Below are 13,808 nucleotides of genomic sequence, written 5' to 3'. Positions count from 1 at the left end.
GGCATCGGGCACCTTCCGCCTCAGGTGTAGTAATCGCTCCGGCCACCGGGCTGGCGCTTGAACCGGCGATGGATCCACAGGTACTGGTCCGGCGCCTCGCGCACCATGGCCTCGATGGCCTGGTTGACGCGGGCGGTATCGGCCTCGACATCCTCACTGGGGAAGTTCTCCAGCGGTGCGCCGATCCTGAGGAAGTACTTGCCGCCTTCGCGACGGTGGAAATACGGGATCACCGCGCAGCCGGTCATCCGCGCCAGCTGGTGCGTGGCGGTGATGGTCGAGGCGGTGTGCCCGAAGAACGGCACGAACACCGTGTCCTTGCCGCGCATGTCCTGGTCCGGCGCATACCAGAGGAAGCCGCCCTTCTTCAGATGCCGCACCGTGGCGCGGATATCCTCGTTGGCGTACATCGCCTTGGCGTAGCGCAGGCGGCCGAACTTCACCGCCCACTCGTACACCGGGTTGCGGTGCTTTCGGTACATGCCGGACAGCTCGACGTGGTCGCACAGCAGGCGGCCGCACATCTCCAGCGTCATGAAGTGGCCCGAGACCAGCAGCACGCCGCGCCCTTCGGCCTGCATGCGGTGCAGATGCTCGAGCCCTTCGATCTGCACCTGCGGGCGGATGCTGTCGATGCTGCCCCACCACGCACGTGCGAATTCAAAGATGCCCACGCCCAGTGCATCGAAGCTGTCGCGCAGCAGGCGCTGGCGCCAGGCGTCGTCCTTCTCCGGGAAGCACAGCTTCAGGTTGACCTCGGCGGCGCGCCGGCGGCTGCTGGCCAGCCGGTAGGCGACCGTGCCGACGCCGCGACCGAGCGCGCGCTGCAGCATCCACGGCAGGCGGGCGATCGCGAAGGCGACCAGCATGAAGGCGAAGGTCGGCCAGTGGCGCGGATTGCGCAGGGACGGCCGGGTGGCGGTGGAAGCGTTATCGGACATGCCTCGATTCTAATGGATGCGCCCGGATGCGTCCCGGCGCGGCCATCACGGCGGCGCGGCGTGTCTTCCCCGCGCCGCTCCCGTATCCTTTGCGCATGCGCAAAAGCCCTGTCGAATGGATCCTGCGCGGCCTGTACTCGGCCGTGCTGTACCTGCTGTTGCCGATCACCGTGTACCACCTGGTCTGGCGGGGCTTCCGGGTGCGCGAGTACTTCCAGCGCTGGGATGAGCGCTATGCCTCCTATCCGCACTCCAGCGGCCAGCCGCGGGTGTGGCTGCACGCGGTCTCGGTGGGCGAGGTCAACGCGGCAGCGCCGCTGGTGAACGCCCTGCGCGCGCTGCGCCCGGACATCCGCTGGGTGATCACCACGATCACCCCGACTGGCTCCGAGCGGGTCCGCGCGCTGTGGGGCGATGCGGTCGACCATGTGTACCTGCCGTACGACGTGCCGGGCAGCGTCGGTCGCTTCCTCGGCCACTTCAAGCCCAGCCTGGCGCTGATCCTGGAAACGGAGCTGTGGCCGAACCTGCTGTTCGGGTGCCGCGACCGCAGGATCCCCGTCTACATCCTCAATGCCCGGTTGTCGGCGCGCTCGCTGCGCGGTTACCGCCTGCTGCGGCCGCTGATCGGCCGCGCGCTGCGCACCGTGACCTGCGTGGCCGCGCAATCGGCCGATGACGCCGAGCGCTTCATCCAGCTCGGCGCCCGCCCTGAACAGGTGCAGCCGCTGGGGAATCTGAAATTCGATATCGCCACGCCGAACGTGCAGGACTTCATCGCGCGCTTCCATGATCTGGTGCCCGCCACGCGCCCGGTCTGGATCGCGGCCAGTACGCACGAGGGCGAAGAGCAGGCCACCATCGACCTGCACCGCCGCCTGCGCGAAGCGGTGCCGGGCTTGCTGCTGTTGTGGGCGCCGCGTCATCCCGAGCGCTTCCCGCGCGTGGAAGCGCTGGCCCGCGAGCAGGGCTGGAAGGTTGCCACGCGCCGCCAGCAGCAGTGGCCGCAGGCCGATACCGATGTGTTCGTGATCGATACGCTCGGTGAGCTGATGTCGTTCTACGGCTGTGCACAGGTGGCCTTCGTCGGTGGCAGCCTGCAGGCCATCGGTGGCCACAATCTGCTCGAGCCGGCCGCCATGGGCACGGCCGCGGTCACCGGTCCGCACCTGCACAACTTCGCCGAGATTTCCCGGCGCATGCGCGAAGCCGGCGCGGTGGTCATCGCCGAGGATGCCAACGGGGTCGGCGACGCGCTGCTGACCCTGCTGCGCGATCCGCAGGCACGCGAAGACATGGCGCGGGCCGGGTGTGCGCTGGTCAGCAATGGGCGTGGTGCGTTGAAGCGGACCGTGGCCCTGATCGCCCCGCAGCTGCCGCCGCCGGTCGCCTGAGCGCCGCGGACCTGACCGCACTGTGCGGCGATCAGGCCCGCACGTGAGTCAGACCGCCGCGACCAGCAGATCGCCCAGGAAGGCGTACGCGAATCCGAAGTAGATGAACACCCCGATCAGGTCCATCACCGAGGTGATCATCGGGGCCGACAGCGTGGCCGGGTCCGCCCCGATGCGGCGTGCGGCGAACGGCAGCAGGGCGCCGATGACCCCGCCGAGCGCGGTGCATACCAGCATGCTCGAGCCCACCACCAGCAGCACGTCCATGCCCACCCCCTTGCTGAAGTAGGCCAGGGTCGCTTCCAGCACGGCGATGCTGATGCCCAGCGCGGCGGCCACCGGCAGTTCGCGTTTGATCACGAACCCCACATCGCGCCAGCTCAGCTTCAGTTCGCCCAGTGCCATGCTGCGGATCACCAGCGTGGCCGACTGGCTGCCGGTGTTGCCACCCATGTCCACGATCGGGGCGATGAAGGCGGCCAGCACGATCACCTGCGACAGCAGCTCTTCCTGCGCGGCCACGAAGGTGCTGGTGACGATGCCGAAGCAGGTCAGGATCGCCAGCCAGAACACCCGCACCCGGAACATCTGCTTCAGCGGTGTGCTGCGCACATCAAGATCGTTGCCATGCGCGCTCACCGTGCCGCCGAAACGCGCCAGCTGTGAGGCGTCCTGTTCCTTCTCGATGTCCATCGCATCATCCACGGTGACGATACCGATCATGCGGTCGCCGCCGTTGGTGACCGGCAGCGCGAGCAGGTCGTAGCGACGGATCAGCTCGGCAGCCTGCAGCCGCGGCCAATGCGCCTTCGCGGCGATTGGCTGCTCATGCATGATCGAGGCGACCGTGCGGTGTTCGTTGGCCAGCACCAGGTCACGCAGCGCGACGGTGCCACGCAGGCGCAGGGTGTGGTCGAGCACGAACAGGATGTTCACCGTCTCGCTGTGCAGCGCAGTGGCGCGGATATGTGCCAGCGCCTGGGCCACGGTCATCTCCGGTGACACCCAGACATAATCGGACGTCGTCGCCGAACCGACCGTGCCCTCTGGATAGGACGCCATCTTGAGGATGTCGTCGCGTTCCACCTTGGTCAGTGCCGGCAGCAGTTTCTGCTTGGCGTCATCACCAAGCCGGTTGTACAGGTCGGCGCGATCATCCGATGGCATGTGTTCGAACAACTGCACCACCGCCTCACGTGGCATCGCGGCAAGCAGGTGATCCTGGCGGAGCTCGGCGAAGTGCGCGAACAGATCCGCGCGCGCCGGTGGCTCGAGCATCATCAGCAACGGCAGCGTCCTGTCCACGCTCAGCGCGTCGAGCGCATCGACCAGGTCGGAGGGATGCGTGGTCGCCGCGATGCTGATAAAGCCCGCTGCGTCGAGGGAGAGCGAGAGGGTGCGGATCGAGAACAGAAGGTCTTCGCGGTTCATGGTGGTTCTCCAGCAGAAATCGGCGCGTGGGGTGGCAGCGCGCGGTGATGGGGTGCAGGTGTCCGACACACCGGAGTGCATCCGGGCGAGTCGGGTAAGCGGTGTTTGCGTGGGCCGCGTGCGGAGTGCAGGCGGCCGGCGGGATCAGCCGGTACGGTCAGCCGGCACGCACGGCATTACCGGGCGGCGGCGAGATTGAGGCCGAGCGTGATCCACTGACCGTCGCGCTGATGGTGGGCACGCCCCGCGAGCAGATCCACGCTGGCGCCACGCCAGAGTTCGTGGCGCACGCCGAATTGACTGCTGCGCTGGCGCGCCGCATCGCGGGCGGTTTCGGCCAGCAGTGACCAGTGCGGTGCGGCCACGATCTCCACGCCGATGCCATCCGTGCGACCCCGTGCATCGCCCGTGCGTGCCCAGCCCAGGTTGAGGTGCAGCAGGGTGCGGTCAGATGCGCCGAGCACCACCGTGAGCGGCGCATTGAGGCTCCAATCGTCGGCGCGCGGGCGGTGCCAGTCGCTGCCGAGGCCGGCACTGATCGCCACGCCCCAACGACGCTGATCGAGATCACGCAGTACCCGCTTGGCGCCCACGGCCCACTGCGTGGTGGAGGTGGCGTGCTGATGGCTGACGCCGAGCGACCATTCGGTATCGGCGAACGTGCAGGCCGGTACGGCCGTCCAGTCGTTGCCGGCATCGGTATGGCGGCCCCAGCTTTCCAGCTGGCAGCGGCCGGCATCGGTGATGGAGGCGTCGTCCACCAGCAGGCTGGCGGCGGCGCGGGTGTCGAACGGAAGCATCGCCACGGCCACGAGGGGCAGGGCGAACACACGGGAAACGTGCATGGGCAATCTCCAGGCAAACGGAAACGCCAGCGGCACCCTTCTTGGGGTCGGTGGAACGGCGATACGGATGATGCGAGGCGGGCGAGCGTGTCAGCTGCGCCGGTGGGCCCCGTCCTGTGCGGACGGAACCGACCTTGGGGTCAGTGGGTCCGTCGGCTCAGGAGCAGCAACGAGATCGACTATGACTGTCCAAGGAGGGGGCCTCTGGAGGGAAAGGGAAGGTGGTGCGGGGCGGACCTTAGTCGGACCATGCCGAGGGGTCAAGCCATTTTCAACGACACGTACCGGACTGTGGACCGGTTCACGCTGGAGACTGTGCGCCGGTAGGCATTACGCGATGAAATCGCCGCGGCAGTGATCGCGTGTGTGATGCGCTAGAGCTGTCGGAATCAACAACCTGCGCGCATAAAAAAACCACCCGCATGCGGGTGGTTTTCTGTCACGCTCTGCGCCGTCGATCAGTTGACGGTGGTGCTCGGCGTGGCGGCCTTCTGGGTCAGCAGGCGGTTGATGTCCTGCAGTTCGGCGATGTCAAGCGTACCGACCGCCTGGCCCAGCTGCAGACGGTTCTGCAGGAAGGTATAGCGGGCGTTGGCGTAATCCAGCTGCGCGGAGAACAGGATGCGCTGGTTCTGGATCACGTCCAGCACGGTACGCGTACCGACTTCCAGGCCGACCTGCGAGGCGTCATAGGCGCTCTGTGCCGACACGACGGCCAGACGACGCGCTTCCACTTCGCTGATGCCGGCCACCAGGGTCTGGTAGGCGTTGCGGGTGTTGCGGTCCAGGGCGCGCTTCTGCTGCTCGTAGCCGTCCTGGGCGATGTCACGCTGGGCCAGCGCCTGGCGCACGCCGGACTGGGTAGCGCCGCCGGAGAAGATCGGCACGTTCAGGGTCAGGCCGACGCTGTTGGTGCGGCGGTCCGGGCTGAAGCTGCCGCTGTCGCCGACCACATCGCCCCAGCTGGCCGACTTGCCGGCGGTCGCACCCAGCGACAGGGTCGGGTAGTGCGCGCCGCGGGCGGCCGAGACGCCGGATTCGGCGGCGTTGACCTTCAGTTCCTGCGCCTTCAGCGCCGGGTTCTGCGCAACGGCTTCGGCCACCAGGGTATCGATGGTGGCGTACTTGGCCGGCAGTTCCGGACGGAAATCGGCCGGCAGGGCGCGCAGGTCGGTGACCGGCTGGCCGGTCAGTTCGGTCAGTGCCTGGTAGGCGTCGGCCAGCGTGTTCTGCGCGATGATCGTGTTGGCGCGGGCCTGGTCGTACTGGGCGCGGGCTTCGTGCACGTCGGTGATCGGGGCCAGGCCCACTTCCAGGCGCTTGTCGGCGAAGTCGAACTGCTTCTTGGCCGCGGCTTCGTTGGTCTGCGCGGCCGACAGCGATTCAATGCCCACCAGCACGTTGAAGTACGCCGCCGAGGTGCGCACGATCAGGTCGTCGTTGGCCGAATCCAGGGTGAAATCCGCCGCCTTGCTCAGCTCGCGCTGCGAACGCAGGTTGGCGAACTGGGTGAAGTTGAAGACCGTCTGGCTGCCGTTGATCGTGTAGTTCCGGCTCTTGGAGGTAAACGAGCTGGAGGTCAGATCATGGTTCGGGTTGGTGCGGCTGCGGTTGAGCGACGCCTCGCCGTTGAGCTGCGGCAGCAGGGCGGCACGCGCCTGCACGGCGCCTTCCTTGTCATACAGACGGGTCGACTCGGCAGCCGACAGCTGCGGATCGCCGTTGCGCGCCATTTCGTAGACCTGCAGCAGGTCGGCGGCAGAGGCGGTCATCGGCAGCAGGGCGGCGGCCAGCGCAAAGGCGAGGGATCGGCGGATCATTGCGGCTTCCTTGGACTCAGAGTTGGAACTGGGGTGCCGGGGCGGCACCGCGCAGGTAGTCGATATCGGTTTCGAACAGCGATTCAGTGGTGCCGTCCGCCTTGACCAGCACCGCTTCCATGACCGGCGAACGGCCACGGATCACGAACAGTCGACCGCCCGGACGCAGCCACTGGGCGAAACGTGACGGGATGACATCCACCGCGCCGGTGACGCAGATCGCATCGAAGCGGCGTTCGGTGTCCCAGGTCAGCGCATCAGCGGTTTCGATGCGGACGTTGTTGCCCAGGCCGGCCGCGTCCAGGCGCGCGCGCGCGGTCGTGGCCAGCTCGGCATCGATTTCCAGGCTCAGCACTTCTCGGGCCAGCTCGCCCATGCAGGCGCTCAGGTAGCCGCTGCCGGTGCCGATTTCCAGCACTTCATCGCCCGGCTGCAGATCCAGCGCCTGCAGCGTGCGGCCTTCGATGACCGGCTTCATCATCTTCTGCCCATTGCCCAGCGGCAGTTCGATGTCGGCGTAGGCCAGGGCCCGGTGCGATTCAGCGACGAACGCCTCCCGCGGCAAGCGTGCCAGTACATCGAGCACGCGAATTTCCAACACATCCCAGGGGCGGATCTGCTGTTCGACCATCAGTTCGCGGGCGTGGGAGTAATCGATCGTCATGAGGTTCTATATCCAGCGCAGTGGGCCGGCCATTTTACCGGTGCCGGGAGCCGGCGGCGCGCTGAGAGCATCGCTGCCGTCGCGCCGGGGTCGCAGTGCCGGAAGTCACCGCGACCTCCGGTCCATTCAGTTTAGTGCCGCCGGGCATACGCCCGCAGGAAAAAGTCGACGCTGGCGCTCACGTGAGCGTTGGCATCGCACTCGGCCGGGGCCGGCCGCAACCCGCACATCATATGCGTATGCAGCTCGCCCTTGATCAAGGTCAGGAACTGGATCGCAGCGGTCGGGAAGTCGGTGATCTCCAGTTCGCCGCGGGCCGTGCGTGCGCGCAGGAAGTCGCCCAGCGCATCGGTGGTCCGCTGCGGGCCGGCCAGCCAGAACATCTCCCGGATCCGGTCGTCCGTATCCGGGGACATCATCACCCGCTGCACGGCCACCGCCGCATCGGAGGTGATCAGGGTGAAGAAGGCATGGCCGATACCCATCAGCTGGTCGCGCAGCGGGCCTTCGATGTCGGTGACGAACAGCTCGTCGGGCAGCATCTCGACACACTTGGACTGCACGGCTTCGGTGAAAAGAGTCTCTTTGTCGCCGAAATGGCTGTAAACGGTCAGCTTCGAGACGCCAGCCATGGCAGCGATGCTGTCCATGCTCACGCCGTTGTAGCCTTGGTCGACGAACAGCGATTTGGCGGCGTCCAGAATGGCCGCGCGCTTGCCCAGATCCTTGGGGCGCCCCGGCCCGGCGGCCTTGGCGGCCGGCTTGGAAGGCGATTTTGAGGGGGTGGCATCAGTCATCCAAACAATACTAGACCAATCGGTTCGATATTTATACTATACCGGCTGGTTCAATATTGAAGCGGTTGGAACAGAGCGTTTCCGACGGCTTTTCCCGGGTTACTTTCAGGTCCAGGACCTCATGAAAAACATGCGATGGATGGGTGGTGGGTTGCTGGCATTGGCGCTGGCAGCATGTGGCAAGCAGGACGCCGAGCCGGTCGCGCCGATTCCGGTGCTGGTGGTCCACCCCGGCACCGTGGCCGGCCAGGAAGTGGCTGCCTATCCCGGTGAGATCCGGGCCCGCGAGGAAAGCCCGCTGTCGTTCCGCGTGGGGGGCAACCTGATCAAGCGCCATGTCGACGCCGGCCAGCGCGTGCGCAAGGGCCAGCTGCTGGCCGAGCTGGATGCCGCCGATTACGCCTCCCAGGCCAGCGCCTCGCAGGCGCAGCTGGCTGCCGCCGAAGCCGACCTGGTGCGTGCCCGTGATGACCAGAAGCGTTACGCCACGCTGGCCCAGCAGCAGTTGGTGAGCCAGTCCGCACTGGACAGCCAGACGGCCGCTTTCAAGGCCGCACAGGGCCAGGCCAATGCGGCCCGCGCCAATCTGGCCGTGGCCCGCAACCAGGCCCAGTATGCGCAGCTGCGCGCGCCGGCCGATGGCGTGATCGCCAGCCGCCAGGCCGAGGCCGGGCAGGTGGTCAGCGCCGGGCAGACGGTCTTCACCCTGGCCGCCGATGGTGGCCGCGAAGTCCTGATCGCCCTGCCGGAAAGCAACATCCGCGATTACCAGGTCGGCCAGCCGGTCCAGGTGGAACTGTGGAACCGCCCGGGCCAGATGCTGCCGGGCACGATCCGTGAGATCGCCCCGGCCGCCGATGCACAAGGGCGCACCTATGCGACCCGCGTCAGCCTGGCACCGGAAGCGCTGACCGAAGTGGAGCTGGGCCAGAGCGCGCGCGTGTTCGCCGCCGCCGGTCGCCAGGGCACGCTGCAGCTGCCGTTGGCGGCGGTGCAGCGCGGCGCCGATGGTCGCAGCAGTGTGTGGGTGGTCGATCCGGCCAGGCACACGTTGAAGGCCACACCGGTGACGATCGGGGCGTACGCCGTGGAATCCGTTCCGGTGCTGAGCGGGGTAAACGCGAATGACTGGGTGGTCGCCGCCGGCGGCCATCTGCTGCGCGAGGGCCAGCCGGTGACGGCGGTGGACCGTCAGAACCGCCCGGTGCTGGCGCCGGCGGCCAAGCCTGCCGCGCCTGTGGCGCCTGCCGCCGGCAAGGGGAACTGATCCCGTGCGCCGCTTCAACCTTTCCGAATGGGCGCTGGGCAACCGGCCCCTGGTGCTGTTTGCGATGCTCGCCTTCGCGATCATCGGCGCGTGGTCGTACAAGCACCTGGGCCAGTCCGAGGATCCACCGTTTACCTTCAAGGTGATGGTGGTGCGCACGAACTGGCCCGGCGCGACCGCCGAACAGGTCTCCCGCCAGGTCACCGAGCCGATCGAGAAGGCACTGCTGAACACCGGGCAATACGAGTTCATCCGCTCCTACTCGCGTCCGGGCGAATCGCAGGTGATCTTCGTGGCGCGCGACAGCCTGCGCTCCAAGGCGATTCCCGACCTGTGGTACCAGGTGCGCAAGCGCGTGGGCGACATCAAGCCAACCTTGCCGCGCGAGATCGTCGGGCCGTTCTTCAACGACGAATTCGGCGACACCTTCGGCAACATCTACGCCTTGACCGGGCAGGGCTTCGACTACGCCGTGATGCGCGACTACGCCGACCGCATCCAGCTGGAACTGCAGCGCGTGCCCGATGTGGGCAAGATCGAGTTGGAAGGCCTGCAGGACGAAAAGGTCTGGATCGAGCTGTCCAACACCAAGCTGGCCACGCTGGGCGTGTCGCTGCAGCAGGTGCAGCAGGCATTGGCCGACCAGAACGCGATTGCCGCCACCAGCTTCTTTGAGACCCCGACCGATCGCGTGCAGCTGCGCGTCACCGGCCAGTTCCAGAGCGTGGAAGACATCCGCAGCTTCCCGATCCAGGCCGGCGACCGCACCGTGCACCTGGGCGACATCGCCGAGATCAAACGCGGTTTTGCCGATCCGGCGTCGCCGAAGATGCGCTTCATGGGAGAAGACGCGATCGGCATCGCCGTGGCCATGAAAGACGGCGGCGACATCCTCAAGCTGGGCAGCACACTGGACGCTGAGTTCGAACGGCTGCAGAAGACGCTGCCGGCCGGCATGCAGCTGCGCAAGGTCTCCGACCAGCCGCACGCGGTGGAAGAGTCGGTCGGCGAGTTCGTGCAGGTGCTGACCGAAGCGGTGGTGATCGTGCTGCTGGTGAGCTTCTTCTCGCTCGGCCTGCGCACCGGCCTGGTGGTGGGCGTGACCATTCCGCTGGTGCTGGCGATGACGTTCTTCGTCATGCATTACTTCGGCATCGGCCTGCACAAGATCTCCCTCGGCGCGCTGGTGCTGGCGCTGGGCCTGCTGGTGGACGATGCGATCATCGCGGTGGAGATGATGGCCACCAAGATGGAGCAGGGGTACGACCGCCTGCGCGCAGCCAGCTTCGCGTGGGAATCGACCGCGTTCCCGATGCTGACCGGCACGTTGATCACCGCGGCCGGCTTCCTGCCGATCGCCACGGCCGCCTCCAGTACGGGCGAGTACACGCGCTCGTTGTTCCAGGTGGTGACCATCGCGCTGGTGGTGTCGTGGATCGCCGCGGTGCTGTTCATCCCGTACCTGGGCGACAAGATGTTGCCGGACCTGTTCAACCCGCAGCCGCCCAGGCCGGACAGCCTGGCGGGGCGCTGGCACGCCCGCCGCCTGCAGTGGGCCGACCGCCATCCCGCGTTCGCGCGCTGGATCGCACCGAAGGTGCATGCGCACGACCATGATCCGTACCAGCGTCCGTTCTATGTGCGCTTCCGCGGTTTCCTCGATGTGTGCCTGCGCCACCGCTGGTGGGTGATCGCCGCCACGGCCGCGCTGTTCGTGTTCTCGCTGCTGATCTTCCGCTTCGTGCCCCAGCAGTTCTTCCCGGATTCGACCCGCCCGGAACTGATGGTGGACATCGAACTGGCCGAGGGGGCCTCGTTGCAGGCCACGCAGGCCCAGGCGGCCAAGCTGGAAACGCTGCTCAAGGACCGGCAGGGCATCAGCAACTACGTGGCCTACGTGGGCACCGGCTCGCCGCGCTTCTACCTGCCGTTGGACCAGCAGCTGCCGGCCACCAACTTCTCGCAGTTCGTGGTGCTGACCGAGAACACCAAGGCACGTGAGGCGACCCGCGACTGGCTGCTCAAGGAGGTGATTCCGCAGTTCCCGGACGTGCAGATGCGCGTGACCCGGCTGGAGAATGGCCCGCCGGTCGGCTACCCGGTGCAGATGCGCATCTCCGGCGAGCATATCGAGCAGGTGCAGGCCATCGCCCGGCAGGTGGAAGCCAAGGTGCGCGCGAACCCGCACGTGATGAACGTCAACCTGGACTGGAGCGAGCCGAGCAAGGTGGTCCGGCTGGTGATCGACCAGGACCGTGCACGCGCGCTGGGCGTAAGCAGCGCGCAGGTGAGCCAGCTGCTGGGCACCTCGTTGTCGGGCATGAGCGTGAGCACTTACCGGGAAGGCAACCGCCTGATCGAAATGCTGCTGCGTGGCCCGGACAACGAACGCGTGCGGCTGGACATGCTCGGCAGCCTGGCCATTCCGACCGCCAGCGGCACCTCGGTGACGCTGTCGCAGGTGGCGCGGCTGGAGTACGTGTTCGAGGACGGCATCATCTGGCACCGCAACCGCCTGCCGACGGTGACCGTGCGCGCCGACATCGCAGACGCCAAGCAGCCGCTGGACGTGGTGCAGCAGATCCTGCCGACGCTGGAGGAGATCCGTGCCGGGCTGCCGTCCGGCTACCTGCTTGAAACCGGTGGCACGGTGGAGGATTCCACGCGCGGCCAGGATTCGATCAAGGCCGGCATGCCGCTGTTCCTGATCGTGGTGGCCACGTTGCTGATGCTGCAGCTGCGCAGCTTCTCGCGTGCGGCGATGGTGCTGGTCACCGCGCCGCTGGGCATCATCGGCGCGACCCTGTTCCTGCTGCTGTTCCGCGCGCCGTTCGGCTTCGTGGCACTGTTGGGGACGATCGCACTGGCTGGCATGATCATGCGCAACTCGGTGATCCTGATCGATCAGATCCAGCAGGACATCGACGCCGGGCACGACCGCTGGCACGCGATCATCGATGCCACCGTGCGCCGCTTCCGCCCGATCGTGCTGACCGCGCTGGCCGCGGTGCTGGCGATGATCCCGCTGTCGCGCAGTGCGTTCTACGGTTCGATGGCGATCTCGATCATGGGCGGCCTGATTGTCGGCACCGTACTGACCCTGGTGTTCCTGCCGGCCCTGTACGCGGCGTGGTTCCGGGTGAAGCCGGATGAGGCAGGCGCTGACAAACCGCACTGACTGACGCGTCAGGTGACGCCCGAAGGCGCAGCGGATGCCTTCCGCTGCGCCTTTTTATTGATACGTGTCAGTAAACGCCCTGCGCCAGCATCGCATCGGCCACTTTGACGAAGCCGGCGATGTTGGCCCCATCCACGTAGTTCACGCTGCCATCGGCCCGCTTGCCGTGGCGCACGCAGTTGGCATGGATATCCTTCATGATCCCGTGCAGACGCTCATCGACATCGGCGTGATGCCAGGACAGGCGCTGTGCGTTCTGGCTCATTTCCAGCCCCGAGGTGGCCACGCCGCCGGCGTTGCTGGCCTTGCCCGGCGCATACAGGGTGCCCGCCTTGAGGAAGACCTCCATGGCCTCGAGTGTCGACGGCATGTTGGCGCCTTCGGCCACGCACAGCACCCCGTTGTCGACCAGGGCGCGGGCGTCGTCTTCGTCCAGCTCGTTCTGGGTGGCGCAGGGCAGGGCGATCTCGGCCGGGATGTGCCAGGGGCGCTTGCCGTCCAGGTACTCGAAACGTTCGTCGTCGGCCAGCTCGGACAGGCAACCACGGCGCTCGTTGCGCAGGTCCAGCACCTCCTGCAGCGCCTCCTCATCGAAGCCATCGCGGGCGTACAGGGTGCCGCCCGAATCGGAGAGCGTGAGTACTTTCGCGCCGAGCTCGATGGCCTTGATCGCCGCATGCTGGGCCACATTGCCAGCGCCGGAAATCAACACCTTCGCGCCATCCGTATCGCGACGCGCATGGTGCAGCATCTGCTCGACGAAGTAGACGGTACCAAAGCCCGTCGCCTCCGGCCGCATCAGGCTGCCACCGTAGGAAAGGCCTTTGCCGGTAAACACGCAGGCGGCGTTGTTGGTGAGCTTCTTCATCATGCCGGCCATATAGCCGACCTCGCGCGTGCCCACGCCGATATCGCCAGCCGGTACGTCGGTATCCGCGCCCAGGTGGCGATGGAGTTCAAGCATCAGCGCCTGGCAGAAACGCATCACTTCCGTGTCGCTGCGGCCTTTGGGATTGAAATCCGAGCCGCCCTTGCCGCCGCCCATCGGCAGGGTCGTCAGCGCGTTCTTCAGGGTCTGCTCGAACGCCAGGAACTTCAGGATCGATTGGTTCACCGACGGATGAAAGCGCATGCCGCCCTTGAACGGGCCGATCGCCGAACTGTGCTGCACGCGCCAGCCGCGATTCACATGGGTCGTGCCGGCGTCATCAGCCCAGGCCACGCGGAACTGGATCACCCGCTCCGGCTCCACCAGCCGCTCCAGCAGGCCGTGTTCCAGGTAGCGGGGGTGGCGCTGCAGGAACGGCCACAGGCTCTGGATCACTTCTTTCACGGCCTGCAGGAATTCCGGCTGATGCGGATCACGCTGGGCCACGTGGTTGAGAAAGTCGTCTGAGGAACGATGATTCAAGGGCTTTCCTTGTTGGGGGCCGGCCGCTGGCAGCGGCGTGACCGACGGGACAGGGAGGCC

Annotated in this window: 10 protein-coding genes; 3 read left to right on the top strand and 7 right to left on the bottom strand. The window is 66.9% G+C overall.

Annotated features, from left to right (window positions below; genetic code table 11):
* Positions 1-20: 20 nt before the first annotated feature.
* Positions 21-941: an LpxL/LpxP family Kdo(2)-lipid IV(A) lauroyl/palmitoleoyl acyltransferase gene (locus ACTT2I_RS14550; RefSeq protein WP_088432610.1), complete on the bottom strand. Its 921-nt coding sequence runs from the start codon at positions 939-941 to the stop codon at positions 21-23.
* A 95-nt stretch (positions 942-1,036) separates the two neighbouring features.
* Between ACTT2I_RS14550 and waaA the strand changes: the two genes are divergently transcribed.
* Positions 1,037-2,335 (top strand): lipid IV(A) 3-deoxy-D-manno-octulosonic acid transferase, encoded by a 1,299-nt coding sequence (gene waaA, locus ACTT2I_RS14545; protein ID WP_421099022.1) that lies wholly within the window; start codon positions 1,037-1,039, stop codon positions 2,333-2,335.
* 48 nt (positions 2,336-2,383) lie between these two features.
* Here the strand turns inward: waaA and mgtE are convergent, their stop codons facing one another.
* The 5 genes from mgtE to ACTT2I_RS14520 form a co-directional block, all read right to left on the bottom strand.
* Entirely contained in the window at positions 2,384-3,766 is a 1,383-nt protein-coding gene (mgtE, locus tag ACTT2I_RS14540) for a magnesium transporter (RefSeq protein WP_421099023.1), read from the bottom strand.
* Positions 3,767-3,942: 176 nt separating this feature from the next.
* Positions 3,943-4,611, bottom strand: a complete 669-nt coding sequence (locus tag ACTT2I_RS14535) for a hypothetical protein (protein ID WP_293980480.1) — start codon at positions 4,609-4,611, stop codon at positions 3,943-3,945.
* A 458-nt stretch (positions 4,612-5,069) separates the two neighbouring features.
* On the bottom strand, positions 5,070-6,431 hold the full coding sequence (locus ACTT2I_RS14530; protein WP_088432613.1) for a TolC family outer membrane protein: 1,362 nt from the start codon (positions 6,429-6,431) through the stop codon (positions 5,070-5,072).
* Between the two features lie 16 nt (positions 6,432-6,447).
* Positions 6,448-7,095: a protein-L-isoaspartate O-methyltransferase family protein gene (locus tag ACTT2I_RS14525; protein ID WP_088432614.1), complete on the bottom strand. Its 648-nt coding sequence runs from the start codon at positions 7,093-7,095 to the stop codon at positions 6,448-6,450.
* Between the two features lie 131 nt (positions 7,096-7,226).
* On the bottom strand, positions 7,227-7,892 hold the full coding sequence (locus ACTT2I_RS14520; RefSeq protein WP_293980491.1) for a TetR/AcrR family transcriptional regulator: 666 nt from the start codon (positions 7,890-7,892) through the stop codon (positions 7,227-7,229).
* Between the two features lie 121 nt (positions 7,893-8,013).
* Between ACTT2I_RS14520 and ACTT2I_RS14515 the strand changes: the two genes are divergently transcribed.
* Both ACTT2I_RS14515 and ACTT2I_RS14510 read left to right on the top strand, forming a co-directional pair.
* A complete protein-coding gene (locus tag ACTT2I_RS14515) occupies positions 8,014-9,159 on the top strand; it encodes an efflux RND transporter periplasmic adaptor subunit (protein ID WP_421099024.1) in 1,146 nt (381 codons plus the stop codon).
* Between the two features lie 4 nt (positions 9,160-9,163).
* Positions 9,164-12,337, top strand: coding sequence for an efflux RND transporter permease subunit (locus tag ACTT2I_RS14510; protein ID WP_293980493.1), 3,174 nt, complete (start codon positions 9,164-9,166; stop codon positions 12,335-12,337).
* A 67-nt stretch (positions 12,338-12,404) separates the two neighbouring features.
* Here the strand turns inward: ACTT2I_RS14510 and gdhA are convergent, their stop codons facing one another.
* The gene (gdhA, locus tag ACTT2I_RS14505) at positions 12,405-13,748 is read right to left on the bottom strand and encodes an NADP-specific glutamate dehydrogenase (protein WP_421099025.1); all 1,344 of its coding nucleotides are present in this window, start codon (positions 13,746-13,748) and stop codon (positions 12,405-12,407) included.
* Positions 13,749-13,808 lie beyond the last annotated feature (60 nt).

This window comes from Stenotrophomonas sp. PUT21, assembly GCF_052232875.1.
In the GTDB taxonomy this organism is placed as follows: domain Bacteria; phylum Pseudomonadota; class Gammaproteobacteria; order Xanthomonadales; family Xanthomonadaceae; genus Stenotrophomonas; species Stenotrophomonas maltophilia_N.
This window is presented reverse-complemented; position numbering and strand designations above follow the sequence as displayed.

Coding starts and splice junctions, on each gene's coding strand:
- ACTT2I_RS14550 (WP_088432610.1), bottom strand. CDS start 941: ATGTCCGATAACGCTTCCACCGCCACCCGGCCGTCCCTGCGCAATCCG.
- waaA (WP_421099022.1), top strand. CDS start 1,037: ATGCGCAAAAGCCCTGTCGAATGGATCCTGCGCGGCCTGTACTCGGCC.
- mgtE (WP_421099023.1), bottom strand. CDS start 3,766: ATGAACCGCGAAGACCTTCTGTTCTCGATCCGCACCCTCTCGCTCTCC.
- ACTT2I_RS14535 (WP_293980480.1), bottom strand. CDS start 4,611: ATGCACGTTTCCCGTGTGTTCGCCCTGCCCCTCGTGGCCGTGGCGATG.
- ACTT2I_RS14530 (WP_088432613.1), bottom strand. CDS start 6,431: ATGATCCGCCGATCCCTCGCCTTTGCGCTGGCCGCCGCCCTGCTGCCG.
- ACTT2I_RS14525 (WP_088432614.1), bottom strand. CDS start 7,095: ATGACGATCGATTACTCCCACGCCCGCGAACTGATGGTCGAACAGCAG.
- ACTT2I_RS14520 (WP_293980491.1), bottom strand. CDS start 7,892: ATGACTGATGCCACCCCCTCAAAATCGCCTTCCAAGCCGGCCGCCAAG.
- ACTT2I_RS14515 (WP_421099024.1), top strand. CDS start 8,014: ATGAAAAACATGCGATGGATGGGTGGTGGGTTGCTGGCATTGGCGCTG.